The sequence below is a fragment of the Luteimonas sp. R10 genome (assembly GCF_045689605.1).
In the GTDB taxonomy this organism is placed as follows: domain Bacteria; phylum Pseudomonadota; class Gammaproteobacteria; order Xanthomonadales; family Xanthomonadaceae; genus Luteimonas.
In genome coordinates this window covers 320,467-337,722 of the sequence record NZ_CP141262.1, presented here as the reverse complement: position 1 = coordinate 337,722, position 17,256 = coordinate 320,467, and the positions used below count along the sequence as shown (strand labels likewise).

Annotated in this window: 15 protein-coding genes; 8 read left to right on the top strand and 7 right to left on the bottom strand. The window is 70.7% G+C overall.

Translation table 11 applies throughout. From position 1 onward, the window contains the following. The first annotated feature begins 192 nt into the window (after positions 1 to 192). Positions 193 to 1,032 carry an energy transducer TonB gene (locus U3649_RS01400; protein ID WP_407353114.1) on the top strand — a complete coding sequence of 280 codons (840 nt, stop codon included), beginning with the start codon at positions 193 to 195 and terminating at the stop codon, positions 1,030 to 1,032. Positions 1,033 to 1,035: 3 nt separating this feature from the next. Here U3649_RS01400 and U3649_RS01395 read toward each other — a convergent pair whose 3' ends face one another. Then, positions 1,036 to 2,874, bottom strand: a complete 1,839-nt coding sequence (locus U3649_RS01395; RefSeq protein WP_407354674.1) for a monovalent cation:proton antiporter-2 (CPA2) family protein — start codon at positions 2,872 to 2,874, stop codon at positions 1,036 to 1,038. Between the two features lie 179 nt (positions 2,875 to 3,053). Beyond that, complete coding sequence (locus U3649_RS01390; RefSeq protein ID WP_407353113.1) at positions 3,054 to 3,587, bottom strand: GAF domain-containing protein; 534 nt, start codon at positions 3,585 to 3,587, stop codon at positions 3,054 to 3,056. Between the two features lie 233 nt (positions 3,588 to 3,820). On the opposite strand from U3649_RS01390, the gene U3649_RS01385 reads away from it, so the two are divergent. Continuing rightward, entirely contained in the window at positions 3,821 to 4,324 is a 504-nt protein-coding gene (locus U3649_RS01385) for a hypothetical protein (RefSeq protein ID WP_407353112.1), read from the top strand. Between the two features lie 80 nt (positions 4,325 to 4,404). Here the strand turns inward: U3649_RS01385 and rho are convergent, their stop codons facing one another. Both rho and trxA read right to left on the bottom strand, forming a co-directional pair. Then, the gene (gene rho / locus U3649_RS01380; protein ID WP_407353111.1) at positions 4,405 to 6,123 is read right to left on the bottom strand and encodes a transcription termination factor Rho; all 1,719 of its coding nucleotides are present in this window, start codon (positions 6,121 to 6,123) and stop codon (positions 4,405 to 4,407) included. A gap of 243 nt (positions 6,124 to 6,366) precedes the next feature. Further along, on the bottom strand, positions 6,367 to 6,693 hold the full coding sequence (gene trxA / locus U3649_RS01375) for a thioredoxin TrxA (RefSeq protein ID WP_407353110.1): 327 nt from the start codon (positions 6,691 to 6,693) through the stop codon (positions 6,367 to 6,369). A gap of 186 nt (positions 6,694 to 6,879) precedes the next feature. Here trxA and rhlB point away from each other — a divergent pair, with 186 nt between their 5' ends. From rhlB to rpoH, 6 genes are all read left to right on the top strand, one after another. Next, positions 6,880 to 8,631, top strand: coding sequence for an ATP-dependent RNA helicase RhlB (rhlB, locus tag U3649_RS01370; protein ID WP_407353109.1), 1,752 nt, complete (start codon positions 6,880 to 6,882; stop codon positions 8,629 to 8,631). A gap of 275 nt (positions 8,632 to 8,906) precedes the next feature. Beyond that, positions 8,907 to 9,596, top strand: coding sequence for a cell division ATP-binding protein FtsE (gene ftsE, locus U3649_RS01365; protein ID WP_407353108.1), 690 nt, complete (start codon positions 8,907 to 8,909; stop codon positions 9,594 to 9,596). Then, entirely contained in the window at positions 9,589 to 10,539 is a 951-nt protein-coding gene (ftsX, locus tag U3649_RS01360; protein ID WP_407353107.1) for a permease-like cell division protein FtsX, read from the top strand. Before ftsE ends, ftsX begins: the two co-directional genes overlap by 8 nt. A gap of 11 nt (positions 10,540 to 10,550) precedes the next feature. After that, a complete protein-coding gene (locus U3649_RS01355; protein ID WP_407353106.1) occupies positions 10,551 to 11,435 on the top strand; it encodes a response regulator in 885 nt (294 codons plus the stop codon). A 348-nt stretch (positions 11,436 to 11,783) separates the two neighbouring features. Continuing rightward, a complete protein-coding gene (gene ung / locus U3649_RS01350; protein WP_407353105.1) occupies positions 11,784 to 12,527 on the top strand; it encodes a uracil-DNA glycosylase in 744 nt (247 codons plus the stop codon). Positions 12,528 to 12,590: 63 nt separating this feature from the next. Next, positions 12,591 to 13,469 carry an RNA polymerase sigma factor RpoH gene (gene rpoH / locus U3649_RS01345; protein ID WP_407353104.1) on the top strand — a complete coding sequence of 293 codons (879 nt, stop codon included), beginning with the start codon at positions 12,591 to 12,593 and terminating at the stop codon, positions 13,467 to 13,469. Between the two features lie 212 nt (positions 13,470 to 13,681). Here the strand turns inward: rpoH and zupT are convergent, their stop codons facing one another. The 3 genes from zupT to U3649_RS01330 all read right to left on the bottom strand — a co-directional run bounded on the left by zupT (position 13,682) and on the right by U3649_RS01330 (position 17,188). Continuing rightward, positions 13,682 to 14,491: a zinc transporter ZupT gene (gene zupT, locus U3649_RS01340; RefSeq protein WP_407354673.1), complete on the bottom strand. Its 810-nt coding sequence runs from the start codon at positions 14,489 to 14,491 to the stop codon at positions 13,682 to 13,684. A 174-nt stretch (positions 14,492 to 14,665) separates the two neighbouring features. Further along, positions 14,666 to 15,970 (bottom strand): NAD(P)/FAD-dependent oxidoreductase, encoded by a 1,305-nt coding sequence (locus tag U3649_RS01335; protein WP_407353103.1) that lies wholly within the window; start codon positions 15,968 to 15,970, stop codon positions 14,666 to 14,668. Between the two features lie 21 nt (positions 15,971 to 15,991). Next, on the bottom strand, positions 15,992 to 17,188 hold the full coding sequence (locus U3649_RS01330; RefSeq protein ID WP_407353102.1) for an anhydro-N-acetylmuramic acid kinase: 1,197 nt from the start codon (positions 17,186 to 17,188) through the stop codon (positions 15,992 to 15,994). Between the last annotated feature and the right edge of the window lie 68 nt (positions 17,189 to 17,256).

Below are 17,256 nucleotides of genomic sequence, written 5' to 3'. Positions count from 1 at the left end.
GAGGGGGATTTGCTGTTGCTGTTGCTTGGTCGGGCGCCGAGCAAATCCCCCCAACCCCCTTTTTCAAAGGGGGGCGATCAAACTGCCTTACCGCGTGATCCAAGTCCTGGAAGAAGCACTCATCCGGGGGCCGGAAAAGCGTCTCGGGAACGCGCCGCTCTCCTCGCGATCGTCCCTCCCTGGAGATCAAGGATGAAACGCTGGAGTCTGGGCCTGCTGATCCTGCTGCTGTCGTGCGTGGCGCTGGCCAGCGGACCCCGGGACGTGCGCAAGCAGGCGGAAATGAGCATGCTGGTGACCGGCTCAGTCGAGGTCACACGCGATGGCAGCGTCGCCGGGTTGGATCTCGATCAGCGCGAGAAACTGCCAGAAGGGGTCGTTCGCCTGGTCGAGGGTGCCGCGCCGCACTGGCGCTTCGCGCCGGCGCGCCGCAACGGCGAGCCGGTGCCCGCCACCGCGCGCATGGGCCTCAACCTGGTGGCGCGGCGGCTGGAGGATGGCAACTACGAACTCGGGATCCGCCACGCGCACTTCACCGACCAGGACACGCCTGACGAGACGATCGCGAGCCGGGGCATGAAGCCGCCGGTCTATCCGCTGGATGCGCTGCACGCAGGCATCAAGGGTACCGTCTATCTGCTGTTGCGTATCGGCACGCAGGGCACGGTCGAGGACGTGATGGCCGAGCAGGTCAATCTGCGGGTGGTCGGCAACAGCCACCAGATGGACAGGGCACGGCACCTGCTCGTGCGTGCCAGCCTGGCAGCGGCCCGTGACTGGACGTTCAAGGTGCCGACCACGGGCGAACATGCCGATGCCGGCTCGTGGGTCGTGCGCGTGCCGGTCGACTATGCATTCGAGGATCGGCGGCCCGACTACGGTGAATGGGACACCTATATTCCCGGTCCTCGGCAGCAGCCTGACTGGGCGCCGGAAGACGATGGCGCGCCCGATGCACTGCTCGCGGGCCAGGTGCATCAGGCGGGCGTCGGCATGCGGCTGCTGACGCCGCTGCAGCAGGAGCAGGGCTGAGGCTCAGCCCACGCCGGCGCCGTCGCGGCCGTCGGTACGGGGTTGCGGAGCGGCAGGCGCCGGCTGCTGCGCCTGGTCGGCCTCGAACAGATGCTCCAGCTCGGCCCGGCCCTCGCGCAGCGCCTGCAGCAGCGCCGATTCGTCGTTGTAGATCCGGTGATGGCTGGCGAGCAGGCGCTCGTCGTGCTCGCGGAAGCGCCGGGTGCGGTCCTCGGCGACCTCGCGCGGCACCTCCAGCGCCACCAGCACCTCGCGGCCCATCTCCAGCGCCGAGGCGAAGGTCTCGCGGAAGGCCTCCACCTGCAGGTCCATCAGCTGCCAGGCATGGCGGCGGTCGTGGGCGCGGGCGAACACCCGCAGGTGCGGGTACAGGTGCCGCAGCAGGTGCGTGGTGCGCAGGCTCGCCTCGCGGTCGTCGATGGCGTTGATGAACACCCGGGCGTGCGCGGCGCCGCTGGCGCGCAGCAGTTCCGGACGGGTGGGATCACCGAAGTACACCGGATTGCCGGAGCGTCGCAGCGCCTCGACCGTGCCGGGATCGGCGTCGAGCGCGACGAACGGGATCTTCTGCGCCACCAGCAGGCGCGCCACGATCTGCCCGAAACGCCCCAGGCCGGCGACGATCACCTGCGGATGGCCGTGGTCGTGGATCGGGTCGTACTCGCGGGCCGGCGCCTCCGCATCGTCGCGGCCGTCGAGCAGGCGCGCCAGCGCGATCATCAGCAGCGGCGTCAGCGCCATCGACAGGCCCACCACCGCCAGCAGGCGGTTGTGCATCGCCGCCTCCAGCAGCCCGGCGCCGGCAGCCTCGGCGAACACCACGAAGGCGAACTCGCCGCCCAGCGACAGCACCCCGCCCAGGCGCAGCGCCTCGCGCATGCCGAGCCCGCCCGGGTGGCGGCCGAGCCCGAACAGGACGGCGAACTTCACCGACATCAGCAGCAGCGTCGCCAGCAGCACGAAGCCGGGCTCCGCCGCCACCTGCGCCAGGTCGATGCTCATCCCCACGGCCATGAAGAACAGCCCCAGCAGCAGGCCCTTGAACGGCTCGATCTGCGATTCGATCTCGTGGCGGAACTCCGACTCGGCCAGCAGCACGCCGGCCAGGAACGCGCCCAGGCCCATGCTCAGCCCGGCCAGCTGCACCACCCAGGCTGCGCCGAGCACCGCCAGCAACGCGCTCGCGGTCTGCATTTCGGGCACGCCGATGCGCACCGCGGTGCGGAACAGCCGGCGCAGCAGGTAGCGGCCGCCGAAGAACACCGCGGCCAGCGCGGCGACGGCCTTGAGCAGCGCCCAGCCGGCGTGTCCGGACTCCGGCGCGGCCGCGTGGGCGAGCAGCGGGATTGCCGCGATCAGCGGCACCGCGGCCAGGTCCTGGAACAGCAGGATCGCGAACGCCAGCCGCCCATGCGGGCTGTGCAGCGCCTTGCGCTCGGCCAGCAGCTGCAGCCCGAACGCGGTCGAGGACAGCGCCAGCCCGAGGCCGACCACCAGCGCGACCTTCCAGCCCAGGCCGGCCAGCGCCGCCAGTGCCGCGAGCGCCACGCCGGAGATCGCGACCTGCAGCCCGCCGGTCAGGAACACCGGCCGGCGCATCAGCTTCAAGCGCGCCAACGACAGTTCCAGGCCGATGACGAACAGCATCATCACCACGCCGATCTCGCTCGCGGCCAGCACCGGTTCCGCGTGCCGCACCACGCCGACCCCGTCCGGCCCCAGCGCCACGCCGGCGGCCAGGTAGCCCAGCACCGCGCCCAGCCCGAAGCGCTTGAACAGCGGCACCGCGATCACCGCGGCGAGCAGGAACACCAATGCCAGTTGCAGACCACTGCCGTGCATGCGCACCTCCGGCCTGGAAGTATGCACGGTCGCGTCCGCGCCGACGGCCGCCGTCCACGGCACAGCGATGGTCGCCGATGGAACATCACGCCTTCATTCCGCCTGCGCAGGACGGCGGCATCGGCAGCCGGGGCGAGAAGGCCTTCGACGATCGAGGGTTCCGGCCGGTGCCGGGCCTTTCAAGCGAACGGGGTGTCCGCTGCTCCCGCCAGTTCGCGCAGGCGGATCGCGCCGCGTTCGGCGATCGCATACAGCGCATGCTCGTGCGCCAGTGCGTAATAGCCCGGGTCCGGGTGTTCGCTGTCGAGCACGCCGAACAGCGCGCCGTCGATGCAGATCGGCACCGCCAGTTCCGACAGGTTGAACTGGTCGTCGACCACATAGCGCCGGTCCTGGCGCGCATCGGCCGTACGCTGCGGCAGACGCAGCTGCGCGCACTTGCCGACAATGCCTTGCCCGAGCTCGAGCCGGATGCGCGATTCCAGTACCCGCTGGGCGGCGCGCTTGGGTCCCCACGCCGCCTGCTGCGTCAGCGTGCCGCCGTCGCCCTCGAGCAGGTAGACCACGCAGTCGACCAGCGCCAGCTCCCGTCCGGAGAACTCGCACAGGACCCAGGCGACCTCGACCGGGGAATGGACGCCCTGCAATTCACCGACCAGGGCGGCGAGTCGCTGCTCGGCGTGTTCGAGGAACGCGTCCACGGCGTTGGGCATGGTTCCCGAGATCCCTCGTGGCGTTGCCGGGCGTCGGATGCTCCGGTCCGGCGGGAGCATGCTATCGCGCATGCGCCGCAAACTCACGGCCGCGCTGCCGCACGGCCCGGGCGGTGGCGTTCACGGCACGCGCGCATGCGCGTTTCTGCATGTGAGGCGTCTTCGTCGCGGCGTTGGTGGCAACGGTCGCCGTCGTCGCGCGCCGCCTCGTCCGCATCGCAAAGGAGAGGAGCGTGAAGGTCACGATATCGAAACTGTCCGCGGGATCGATCGGATTCAAAGCGGCCAGCTATGCAAAATGGGATCCGCAGTTGTTCATCGACACCGCCCCGAACGACGAGAACTGGTCGGGATTGTACGTCGCCGAGGACGAGGACGTCGCCGCCGGCTATCTCGTCGATTGCGTGGCCGGCGGCAACGGGGCGGCGTACATCCACGAGGTCGACGTCTCGTGCGAGGTGCCGCTGCTGGTCTGCATGGACGAAGCGTTCAAGGGCGGTGTCGACGGCATCGACATGGACGCGCTGCGCGTCGCAGTGCGCGAGGTAGGCGTCCAGATTGCGGATGGCCCCTTCATGCCGGCGCTCGGAGCGCTGGGATATTTCTTCCGCTGCTACAACAACGAGGATGGCGCGACGGAAATCATCGTTCCCGTGCCGCTGGCCGGCGAGATCGCCATGCGAGACTACAAAGAGTGCACGCTGAGGAATTACGAGGCCAGTTGCAAGAGAACATAAGGCGCGTACGCGCTCCGGCACGGGCATGAAAAAGCCCCGCGTGTGCGGGGCTTCTTCGTGCCGGAGGGTCTTCGCCTGTTTCAGCGCCGCATCGCGGCGAAGAACTCGTCGTTGGACTTGGTGGTCTTCATCTTGTCCAGCAGGAACTCCATCGCCGCGATCTCGTCCATCGGGTGCAGCAGCTTGCGCAGGATCCAGATCTTCTGCAGCAGTTCGGGCTCGATCAGGTAGTCCTCGCGGCGGGTGCCGGACTGGTTGACGTTGATCGCCGGGTACACGCGCTTCTCGGTGATGCGGCGGTCGAGGTGGATCTCGGAGTTGCCGGTGCCCTTGAACTCCTCGTAGATCACCTTGTCCATCGCGCTGCCGGTGTCGACCAGGGCGGTGGCGATGATCGTCAGCGAACCGCCCTCCTCGACGTTGCGCGCGGCGCCGAAGAACCGCTTCGGCCGGTGCAGGGCGTTGGCGTCGACGCCGCCGGTGAGCACCTTGCCGGAGCTGGGCACGACGTTGTTGTAGGCACGGGCGAGGCGGGTGATCGAGTCGAGCAGGATCACCACGTCGCGCTTGTGCTCGACCAGGCGCTTGGCGCGCTCGATCACCATCTCGGCGACCTGCACGTGGCGCGCGGCCGGCTCGTCGAAGGTCGAGGAGATGACCTCGCCGCGCACGGTGCGCTGCATCTCGGTCACTTCCTCGGGCCGCTCGTCGATGAGCAGCACGATCATGTGCACGTCGGGGTGGTTGGTGGTGATGGCGGTGGCGATCTGCTGCATCATCATCGTCTTGCCCGCCTTGGGGGGCGAGACGATCAGCGCGCGCTGGCCCTTGCCCTGCGGCGCCATCAGGTCGAGGATGCGGCCGGCGATGTCCTCGGTGGAACCGTCGCCGCGCTCGAGCTTGAAGCGCTTGCGCGGGAACAGCGGGGTCAGGTTCTCGAACAGCACCTTGCCCTTGCTGGCCTCCAGCGGCTCGCCGTTGATGGTGTCGACCACGGAGAGGGCGAAGTAGCGCTCGCCGTCCTTGGGCCAGCGGATGCGGCCGGACAGGTGGTCGCCGGTGCGCAGGTTGAAGCGGCGGATCTGGCTGGGCGAGATGTAGACGTCGTCGGGGCCGGCGAGATACGAGGCCTCGGCGGCGCGCAGGAAGCCGAAGCCGTCGGGCAGGATCTCCAGCACGCCGTCGGCGACCACGCCCTCGCCGTGGCGGGTCAGCACCTTGAGCAGGTTGAAGATCACGTCCTGCTTGCGGGCGCGGGCGACGCCGTCGTGGATGTTGAGCTGCTCGGCGATGTCCATCAGCTTCTGCGCGGGCATCCGCTTCAGGTCGCTGAGCGTGTACTGCGGGAAGTCCTCGGGAATGTTCGGCGGCGGCAGGCGCTGGCCCTGGTCGCCGCCGTCCTGCGGCAGGCCGTCGTCGCGGCCGCGGCCGCCACCACCGCCGCCGCCGCGTTCGCGGCGATTGCGGAAACGATCCCGGCGGTTGCCCTGGCGGCCGCCCTCGCGCTGTTCGCGCTGCTCCCGCGATTCGCGTGGCTGGTCGCTGCCATTGTCGCCGCCGGAGGCGTCCGCGGCGGGTGCGGGAGGCGCGGCGGGCGCAGGTGCGGATGCCGGCGCGGACGCGGGCGCCTGCCGGGCGGCCGGGGCCGGCGCGTCGGCCGGCGCTGTCGGTGCCGGGGGCGCCGCAGGCGCCGGCGCGTCGGCCTGGGCGGTCTTGGCGACCTTGGCGGTCTTGGTGACGCGCGGCTTGCGCACGCGCTTCTCGGCGGATTCGCCGGAATCGGGAGTGTTGTCGGACAAGTGCGAAATCCTCGCTAGCTGCGAGCGCCCGCGGACGCGGGCGGAGGGTTGGGAAGGGTGATCTTCAGACGGGGTGCGGCGCTGGCTTCCGCGCCGGATGGGACAACGCTAGCACCGCGCCACGCCCGCGGCAAGCGGTCGCGACACGGCGGTTAAGCCTGCCGCGGCGTGCGGCAGGGCGCCCGTGGCGACGATGCAGGCCCCGAGAGGGGGCGCCGCGAGGCGCCGTACGGTGGAACGGGCTCAGAGCGCCTTGTCGAGCATCTGCGACAGCTGGGCCTTGCCGACCGCGCCGATCTGGGTCGCCTGCACCTGGCCGCCCTTGAACAGCAGCAGCATCGGGATCGAGCGCACGTGGTACTTCATGGCGATGCCCTGGTTCTGGTCGATGTCGACCTTGACCACCTTGGCGCGGCCCGCATAGCTCTCGGCCAGCTCGTCCAGCGCCGGGGCGATCATCTTGCACGGGCCGCACCAGGGGGCCCAGAAATCGACCAGCACCGGCTCTTCGGACTGCAGCACGGTGGCGTCGAAATCGCTGTCGCCGGCGTGGATGACCTTGTCGTTCACGGAGTTCTCCTGGGATCGGGCCGCCGCCGTGACGGTCGGGCGGCGTTGTGCTGTTAAACTGGGGCGTTATCAGGCTGGATCAAGGGTCGACCCTCAGGTCCGCACAGCCTTCTATTCACGGTTCGGCAGTCTGCGACGCGGTCGCCCCCTGCGCAACCGCGCCCCGCCGCACAGACCATTCCAGGCATGACAGACAAACCACTGACCGATATCCCCTTCTCCGAGTTCGAGCTGCATCCGCAGCTGCTCGCCGGCATCGAAGCCGCTGGATTCCTCCGCTGTACGCCGATCCAGGCCTTGACCCTGCCGCTCGCCCTGTCCGGGCGCGACGTCGCCGGCCAGGCCCAGACCGGCACCGGCAAGACGCTGGCCTTCCTGGTCGCGGTGGTCAACCGCCTGCTGTCGCAGCCGGCGCTGGCCGAACGCAAGCCCGAGGACCCGCGCGCGCTGATCCTGGCGCCGACCCGCGAGCTGGCGATCCAGATCCACAAGGACGCGGTGAAGTTCGCCTCCGACCTCGGCCTCAAGTTCGCCCTGGTCTACGGCGGCGTCGACTACGACAAGCAGCGCCAGCTGCTGCAGGAAGGCGCCGACGTGATCATCGCCACGCCGGGGCGCCTGATCGACTACGTCAAGCAGCACAAGGTGGTGAGCCTGCACGCCTGCGAGATGTGCGTGCTGGACGAGGCCGACCGCATGTTCGACCTCGGCTTCATCAAGGACATCCGCTTCCTGCTGCGGCGCATGCCGATCCGCACCGAGCGGCAGACGCTGCTGTTCTCGGCGACGCTGAGCCATCGCGTGCTCGAGCTCGCCTACGAGCACATGAACGAGCCCGAGAAGGTCGTGGTCGAGACCGAGTTCATCACCGCGGCCAAGGTGCGGCAGAAGGTCTTCTTCCCGGCCAACGAGGAGAAGATCCCGCTGCTGCTCGGCCTGCTGTCGCGGTCCGAGGGCGCGCGCACGATGGTGTTCGTCAACACCAAGGCCTGGGTGGAGCGGGTGGCGCGGGCGCTGGAGCGCGGCGGCTACAGGGTCGGCGTGCTGTCCGGCGACGTGCCGCAGAAGAAGCGCGAAAGCCTGCTGAAGAAGTTCCAGGCCGGCCAGCTGGAGCTGCTGGTCGCCACCGATGTCGCCGCGCGCGGCCTGCACATCGACGGCGTGTCGCACGTCTACAACTACGACCTGCCGTTCGACGCCGAGGACTACGTGCATCGCATCGGCCGGACCGCGCGCCTGGGTGCCGAGGGCGATGCGATCAGCTTCGCCTGCGAGATCTACGCCCAGGGCCTGCCCGACATCGAGGCCTTCATCGAGCAGAAGATCCCGGTCGAGCCGGTCACCCCGGAGCTGCTGCAGGCGCTGCCGCGCAAGCCGCGCGAGGGCGTCGAGGCGCAGCCGGAGGATGGCGAGAGCATCGGCGAGATCTTCCGCGAGGCGCGCGAGCAGCGCGCCGCCGACGACGCCCGTCGCGGCGGCGGCGGGTCCGGTACGCGCGGCGGCGCCCGCCGCGGCGAGGGTGGGCGCGCCCGCAAGCCGGCCGGCGGTCGCGGCCGCGCCGCTGCGGATGGCGATGCTGCCGCGCCGTCCGCCCGCGCGAAGCCCGCCGCCGCCGATGCGAAGGCGGCGAGCACCGCGCCGCCCGCCCAGCCGCCGCAGGGCGCCGCTGCCGAAGGCGAGGCCCGCCCCCCGCGCAAGCGTCGCCGCCGGCGCAGCGGCCGCCGCGTCGAGGGTGGAGAGGACGGTTCGCAAGCGGTCGCGCCGCGCAACGGCGCCAAGGCCGAAACGCCGCGCAAGCCGAAGCCGGCCGCCGAGTTCAGGTCTGCGTCGCGTCCGGCAGCCGAGCCGGCGGCGGCGGCGCCCTCGCCCTCGCTGCTGTCGCGCATCGGTCGCGGCTTGAAGAAACTGGTCACGCGGGCGCCGAACTCGCAGCACTGAGGAAGGCCTGAACAATTGCCGTCATCCCCGCGAAGGCGGGGACCCATGGACGTTAAGCCGTTGAAAATCAAAGTCCATGGATTCCCGCCTTCGCGGGAATGACGATGCTCGAGTAAGCACCGTCCGTGTCTTCGACCGGCTGCCGCAGACCTGCCGTCGGCCCCGTGCCGCAAAAAACGCGCGAACCTCTGCGGCTTTCCGCCCCGCGTCAGGCTGCCGCCAGCGAAGTCCGCTAAGCTCTGGCAGCCATCGTCCTGCGTCTCCGGTCCCGCCGCATGAGCGTCCTCCGCTTCGACAGCGTCAGCAAGCAGTATCCCGGCGGGCACGTCGCCCTGTCCGAGCTCAGCTTCGACGTCGCCGCGGGTGAGATGCTGTTCATCACCGGCCATTCCGGCGCCGGCAAGAGCACGCTGCTGAAGCTGGTGCACCTGGCCGAACGGCCGAGCCGCGGCGCGGTGCTGTTCGCCGAGCGCAACCTGCTGCGGGTGCGCGGGCGCCGGGTGGCGATGCACCGCCGCGAGGTCGGCGTGGTGTTCCAGGACCACCGCCTGCTCACCGACCGCAGCGTCTACGAGAACGTCGCCCTGCCGCTGATCCTGCGCGGCATGCGCCGCGGCGAGATCGGCAAGCGGGTGCGCGGCGTGCTCGAGCGGCTCGGCCTGGATGCGCGCGAACGCGCGCTGCCGACCCAGCTGTCGGCGGGCGAGCAGCAGCGCGTCGGCATCGCCCGCGCCGTGGTCGGCGAGCCGCGGCTGCTGGTGGCGGACGAGCCCACCGGCAACCTCGACCCGACCCTGTCGGCGGAGATCATGGCGCTGTTCGCGGAACTGCCGGAACGCGGCACCAGCGTGCTGGTCGCCAGCCACGACCTGGCGCTGGTCAAGCGCATGCGGAAGCGCGTGCTGGTACTCGACCACGGCCGCCTGGCCGACGACATCGCGCCGGAGGACCTGGCCGATGCCTGAGGCACGCGACAACGCGCCGGCGCGCGACACCCATTCCCGGATCGGCACCTGGGCCGATCACCACCTGTACAGCTTCGTCTCCAGCCTCGGACGCGTGTTCCGGCGGCCGTGGGCGACCGCGCTCACGATCGGCGTGATGGCGGTGGCGCTGGCGCTGCCGCTCGGGCTGTGGCTGGCGCTGGACAACCTCCAGCGGCTGTCGGGCAGCGTGCAGGCCTCGCGCGAGATCAGCGTGTTCCTGAAGCAGGACGTGACGGCGGAGCGTTCGCAGGCGCTGGCCGGGGAACTGCGCGGCCGCGCCAACGTCGACGCGGTCGAGCTGCGCACGCCGGACGAGGGCCTGCAGGAACTGCGCGAGCGCGGCGGCCTGGGCGAGGCCATCGAGGCGGTCGGCGACAACCCGCTGCCGTTCGTGCTGATCGTATCGCCGGCCGGCGACGAGACCCTGCTGACGGCGTCGCTGCGGCAGCTGCCCGAGGCCGACCTGGTGCAACACGACGCCGAGTGGCGCCGCCGGCTCGACGATTGGCTGCGCTTCGGCGGCCGCCTGGTCTGGGTGCTGGCGGCGCTGCTCGGCCTCGGCGCGCTGCTGGTGGTCGGCAACACCGTGCGCCTGGACATCCAGGCGCGGCGGGAGGAGATCGGCGTGCTGCAGCTGCTCGGCGCCACCGACGGCTTCATCCGGCGGCCGTTCCTGTACCTGGGCACCTGGTACGGGCTGGTCGCCGGCGCGCTGGCGCTGGCGCTGCTGGCGGTCGCCGGGCTGGCGCTGCGCGAGCCGGTGGCGGCGCTGGCCGCGAGCTACGGCAGCGGTTTCGTCCTGGCCGGCTTCGGCCCGGGGCAGGTGCTGGTGGTGCTGTTGGCCGCGGCCGCGCTCGGCTGGCTCGGCGCCAGCCTGGTCACCGGGCACTTCCTGCGGCAGACGCGGCCGACGGAGACCTGACGGAGAACCGCATGGGCAACGGGCAGACCGACGCGCACGATCTGCGCCATCTGATCAGCGATTCGCCGCGGATCATGGTGGTGGACGGCTCGAAACTGGTGCGCCGGCTGATCGGCGACGTGTTGCGCAAGCAGCTGCCGGCGGTCGAGGTGGTGGCCTGTGCCGGCTTGGCCGAAGCGCGCGCGGCGCTGCAGGCGGCCCCGGTCGACCTGGTCAGCACCGCGCTGGTGCTGCCCGACGGCGACGGACTGCAGCTGGCGCGCGTGGTGCGGCGCGCGGCGGCGCAGCGCTACGTGCCGGTGATCGTGGTGTCCGGCGACGCGCAGGCGCACCTGGAATCGCGCCGCTTCACCGAGGACGTCACCGACTACTTCGACAAGGGCAACGGCCACCAGGCCCTGGCCACCTTCATCCGCGGCTATGTGGTGCCCGAACCGATCCCCGGCGCGCACGTGCTCTATGTCGAGGACAGCCGTACCGTCGCACTGGCGACGCGGCGCATGCTGCAGTCGCACGGCATGCAGGTGACCCATGTGATCAGCGCCGAGGAGGCGCTGGCCTGGCTGCGCGAGCGCAGCGCCGGCGACGACGCGCCCGGCGTCGACCTGCTGCTGACCGACGTGTACCTCAAGGGCGAGCTCAGCGGGCGCGACCTGCTGCAGGCGGTCCGCGGCGAACTGGGCTACGGCAAGCGCCGGCTGCCGGTCCTGGTGATGACCGGCGACGAGAACCGCGTCAACCAGATGGGCCTGCTGCGCGACGGCGCCAACGACCTGGTGCTCAAGCCGATCGAGGAGCGGCTGCTGGTGACCAAGGCGTTGTTCCAGCTGCGGCTGGCGGCGATACGCGAATCGGGAATCGGGAATGGGGAATGGGAAAAGCGCGAAGGCAATTAGGCGCCGACACCGTCATCCCGGCGAAAGCCGGGATCCATTTGCATTTCCCTTCTCCCGCTCGCGGGAGAAGGGCTGCCCCGAAGTGCTGTTGGTCGGGGGTGGCGTGAAGCGCTGGATGAGGGTGCTTTTCGTGCTTGCGGCGCCCCCAATCATCCGCTTCGGACTCCGCAAACTGGAAGGGAACCGCGCTATTAAGAGCTTGTGACAAAGAGACAGGGCAAAATCGAGGTTTGCCTTGGAAGAAATCGAGATGGGTCCCAGCTTGTGCTGGGACGATGAAGCTTTAGCCTTTCCCGATTCCCGATTCCCGATTCCCGATTCCCGATTCCCGATTCCCGTCCACTCGCCATGCCCGATACCGAACACATCAAGCTCGAGCCGTCCTGGAAGGCGCACGTCGGCGACTACCTGCTGCGCCCGGAGATGCAGGCGCTGTCGGCATTCCTGCGCGAGCGCAAGGCCGCCGGCGCGCGGATCTTCCCGCCGGGGCCGCGGATCTTCGGCGCCTTCGAGGCGACACCGTTCGATGCGGTCAAGGTGGTGATCCTGGGCCAGGATCCCTACCACGGTCCCGGGCAGGCGCACGGGCTGTGCTTCTCGGTGCAGCCGGGGGTGCCGGTGCCGCCGTCGCTGGACAACATGTTCAAGGAGATCCAGCGCGACCTCGGCATCGCCCGCCCCGACCATGGCTGCCTGCTGCCGTGGGCGCAGCAGGGCGTGCTGCTGCTCAACGCCGTGCTGACGGTCGAGCAGGGACGCGCCGGCGCGCACCAGGGCAAGGGCTGGGAGGGCTTCACCGACCATGTCGTCGAGACCCTGAACCGCGAGCGCGAGGGCCTGGTGTTCCTGCTCTGGGGCAGTTACGCCCAGGCCAAGGGCAAGGTGATCGACCCGCGCCGCCACCGCGTGCTCAGGACCACCCATCCTTCACCGCTGTCGGCGCATCGTGGATTCCTCGGCTGCGGGCACTTCTCGGCGGCCAACGAGTCCCTGGTCCGCCGGGGCCAGACCCCGATCGATTGGTCGCTGCCACCCCGGAATGCACTGGAGAATCAGGAAATCAATGACTTGCGGGCGGGTTCGTTCCAATGAGGAAACGCTGGGAACTTCCCATGCGCTTAGCAGTCAGATGTGGACACTGCTAAAATGGCCGCCATGACCCAGACAACCCCCACCACCGCCCTGGTCGCCAACAACCTGCCGGTCCCGAGCACGCTCGGGTCGCTGGACGCCTACATCGGCGCGGTGCACCAGATCCCCGTGCTGTCCGCCGAGGACGAGCAGCGCCTCGCGCGCCGCTACCGCGAACAGGAGGACCTGGACGCCGCGCGCGAACTGGTGCATTCGCACCTGCGCTTCGTCGTGCATGTCGCACGCGGCTACAACGGCTACGGCCTGCCGCTCGGCGACCTGATCCAGGAAGGCAACATCGGCCTGATGAAGGCGGTCAAGCGCTTCGACCCGGGCGTCGGCGTGCGCCTGGTGTCGTTCGCGGTGCACTGGATCCGTGCCGAGATGCACGAGTACATCCTCAAGAACTGGCGCATCGTCAAGGTCGCCACCACCAAGGCGCAGCGCAAGCTGTTCTTCAACCTGCGCAAGAGCAAGAAGCGCCTGGGCTGGCTGAACGCCGAGGAAGTGCGCGCGGTCGCCGCCGACCTCAACGTCTCCGAGCGCGAGGTGCTGGAGATGGAATCGCGGCTGTCCGGCCGCGACGTCGGCTTCGACGCCCCCGCCAACGAGGACGACGACCACGCGCCGCCGGCGCCGTCGGGCTACCTGATGGCGCAGGACGAGGATCCCGCCCAAGCCTACGAGCGCGAGGACAGCGAGGACAGCCAGTTGGCGCTGCTGCGCGAAGGGCTGGCCGAGCTCGACGACCGCTCGCGCGACATCATCCAGCGGCGCTGGCTGGCCGACGAGGACAAGGTGACGCTGCAGGAGCTGGCCGACGAGTACGGCGTCTCGGCCGAGCGCATCCGCCAGGTCGAGGCCAACGCGCTGAAGAAGATGAAGGCGCTGTTCGCGGCCTGACCGGGTCTTCCCGCCAAAGACAGAACGGCCCGGATCACCGGGCCGTTTTGGTGTGTAGGCGGCGGAAGCGGCCGTATCGGACAGAAGTCGCGACTCCCGTCGCTCCCACGGTGAAAGCCGCTCGGCGCTGTGGTGGGCGGACGTCCTGTGGAGCGACGGAAGTCGCGACGGATGCCGGCACGAAGTCGCGGCTTACCACGGGGCGCGTTCGCTCACCACTTGAACAGCATCAGGCTGATCGCCAGCGCGGCCATGCCGGTGACCAGCCCGTAGACGGTCTCGTGGCCCTTGGCGTAGCGCTTGGCCGCCGGCAGCAGTTCGTCCAGGGCGAGGAACACCATGACCCCGGCGATGATCCCGAACAGCGCGCCGAACATGCCCTCGGACAGGAACGGCGCCAGCACCGCGTAGCCGAGGATCGCGCCGATCGGCTCGGCGAGCCCCGACAGCAGGCTGGCGATGAAGGCGTAGCGCTTGTTCTCGGTGGCGTAGTACACCGGCACCGCGATGGCGATGCCCTCGGGGATGTTGTGGATGGCGATGGCGAACGCCAGCGGCAGGCCCACGCCCGGATCCTCCAGCGTGGCGAAGAACGTGGCCAGGCCCTCGGGGAAGTTGTGCGCGGTGATCGCGAACGCGGTCAGCAGGCCGACGCGCTTGATGTATTCGCGGTTGTGGTCGCGGAAGAACGGATCGTCGGCCTCCAGGCGTTCGTGCGGGTTGGGCACCAGGCGGTCGATCAGCACGATCAGCATCACCCCCGAGAGAAACGCCAGCGTGCCGTAGGAGAAGCCCTGCGCGTCGCCGTAGACGCTGGTGAAGGACGCGATCGACTTGTTGAGGATCTCCGACAGCGACACGTACACCATCGCGCCGCCGGCGAAGGCCAGCCCGAACGCCAGCATGCGCGCGTTCGGCGTCTTGGTGGTGAACACCAGCAGGCCGCCCAGTCCGGTCGCCAGCCCGGCGGCGGTGGTGACCGCCAACGCGACCAGGATGTTGTGCAGGGCAATGTCGTCGATCACGCCGGTTGCGCTCCTGGGGCCGGGCGCTGGGCCGGCGGCGGTTCGGGCGGGCCTCGCGCCGGGAGCGCGGGTCGTCTTGCGGTGGGGCCATCGTAGCGAAACGCGCGGGCGTTGTGCGCCGGCCGGCCGGCGGGGACGCGCATGGGCGATCGAGCGGGAGGCGCGGGCGCGCTACGAGGGGCCCGGCGGCCCCGCGGGTGTGTCGTCGCCGGTGCCGAGGATGATCCGTGCCGCGCGCTGCCAGGTCCAATAGGCCCAGGTCCAGTCGAGCATGACGGTCAGGCGGTTGCGGAAGCCGATCAGGAAGAACACGTGCGCGACCAGCCAGAACCACCAGGCGAGCGTGCCGGAGAATTTCAGCCGGCCGAGATCGACCACGGCGGCCTGGCGCCCGATGGTGGCGAGATTGCCGAAGTCGCGATAGCGGAACGGCGTGCCGGTACCGCCGCCCAGCCGCGCGCGGATCGTCCGGGCGACGTGCCGGCCCATCTGCTTGGCCGCCGGCGCCACGCCGGGGACCGGTCGGCCCCCTTGCTGCACGGTCGCCAGGTCGCCCGCCACGAAGATGTCCGGGTGCGCCCCGATGCTCAGGTCGGGCCGCACCGGCACGCGGCCGGCGCGGTCGAGCGGCACGCCCAGGGTCCGCGCCAATGGCGATGCCGCGACGCCGGCGGCCCACACCACGGTGCGCGCCGGCACCAGGCGCTCGCCGAGGTGGCAGCCGTCGGCATCGATGCCGGTGACCGGGGCGTCGGTGAGCACCTCGACGCCAAGGCGCTCAAGCTGGCGTCGTGCGCGTTCGGAGAGCCGCTCGGGAAACGACGGCAGCACCCGCGGCCCGGCCTCGATCAACCGCACCCGCGCGGTGGCCGGCTCGATGCGCCGGAACTCGTCGCGCAGGGTGTGGCGGGCGATCTCCGCCAGGGTACCGGCCAGTTCGACGCCGGTCGGGCCGCCGCCGACGATGGCGAAGTCGAGCCACGCCGCGCGTTGCGTCGGATCGGGTTCGGCCTCGGCGCGCTCGAACGCGGTCAACAGGCGCCGGCGCAGCGCCAGCGCGTCGTCCAGCGTTTTCAGCCCCGGCGCGTGCGCGGCCCAGGCGTCGTTGCCGAAGTAGGCATGGGTGGCGCCGGTCGCCAGCAACAGGTAGTCGAAACCGAGCGCATCGCCGCCGGCGAGCCGGACGCGCTTGGCCGCCGGATCGATGGCCGCGACCGTCGCCATCCGCACCTCGACGTTGCGCTGCCTGCGCAGGATGTGCCGCAGCGGCGCGGCGATGTCGGGCGCCGACAGACCGGCCGTCGCCACCTGGTACAGCAGCGGCTGGAACAGGTGGTGGTTGCCGCGGTCGACCAGGGTGATCCGCACCGGCGCGTGGGCCAGCCCGCGTGCCGCCCACAGGCCGGCGAAGCCGCCGCCGACGATGACGACGTGCGGAACCTCCGGCGGTAGCGCGGCTTGCGGAGCCTGTGGCATCGGTCGATTGTATCGGCGCGGCTATTCGTTGGCGGCACCCGTGGCGACGGCCTCGTTCTCACCGTAACGGGAAAGTTCTGCCTGGCGCGAATAAATGCCGCCGAGGACGCGCGGTCCTGCCGCACCGGTGACGCCGGGCAGGTTGCCGGGCCGCCCCAGCAGCGCCTGCCGCGCCAGCCAGGCGAAGCCCATCGCCTCGACGAAATCGGGATCGAGGCCATGCGCCGCGCTCGATTCCACGGTGCAGCCGGGCAGCGCCGCCGACAGCGCCGCCATCAGCACCGGGTTGTGGACGCCGCCGCCGCAGGCGATCACGCGTGCGGTATCGGGCTGGGCCGCCCGCAGCGCGCCGGCGATGGTGCGGACGCTGAGCGCGAGCAGGGTCGCCTGCACGTCGGCCGCTGCCTCGGCGCCCGCCAGGCGCGCCTCCAGCCAGCCGAGGTGGAACTGGTCGCGACCCGTCGATTTGGGCGGCGGCAGCGCGAACCAGGGCTCGTCCAGCAACCGCGACAGCAGCACCTCGTCGACGCGCCCCGAAGCCGCGAACGCGCCGCCGGCGTCGAACCCGGCGCCGGTCCGGCGCAGGCACCACGCGTCCATCAGTCCGTTGGCGGGTCCGGTGTCGAACCCGCGCACCGCGCCGCCGCGCGGCAGCAGCGTGAGGTTGGCGATGCCGCCGAGATTGAGCACCGCGCGCGACTCCCCGGCGGAGGCCAGCAACGCCGCGTGCAGCGCTGGCAGCAGCGGCGCGCCGTGGCCGCCGGCGGCGACGTCGCGGCGGCGGAAATCGGCGACGACGGTGGTGCCGGCGCGTTCGGCCAGGGTGGAGGGGTCGCCGAGCTGCAGGGTGAACGGAAAGCGGCCGTCGCCCCCGCGTCCGTGCGGCCGGTGCCGCAGCGTCTGCCCGTGCGATCCGATCGCGGCGACGTCGGCGGCGGGGGTGCCGCTGTCGGCCAGCGCCTGCAGCGCGGCGGTGGCGAAGGCGTGGCCGATGCGCACGTCGAGCTCGCCGAAGTCGTCGAGGCCGAGCTGCGCGTCGCGCTGGCCGAGCTCGACCAGGCGCGCGCGCAGCGCCGGCTCCCAGGGATAGGTGCGGCCGAAGACCAGGCGCGGCTGCGGCCGGGTGTCGTCGAAATCGACCAGCGCGGCATCGATGCCGTCGGCGCTGGTGCCGGAGATCAGGCCCAGGTACAGGGACGGGGCGGGAGTGGTCGGCATGGGGCCTCGTCTTCAGCGCCGCGGACGCGACGTGAAAGTATGCGGCCAGGCGCCGGCGCCGGCGCCGG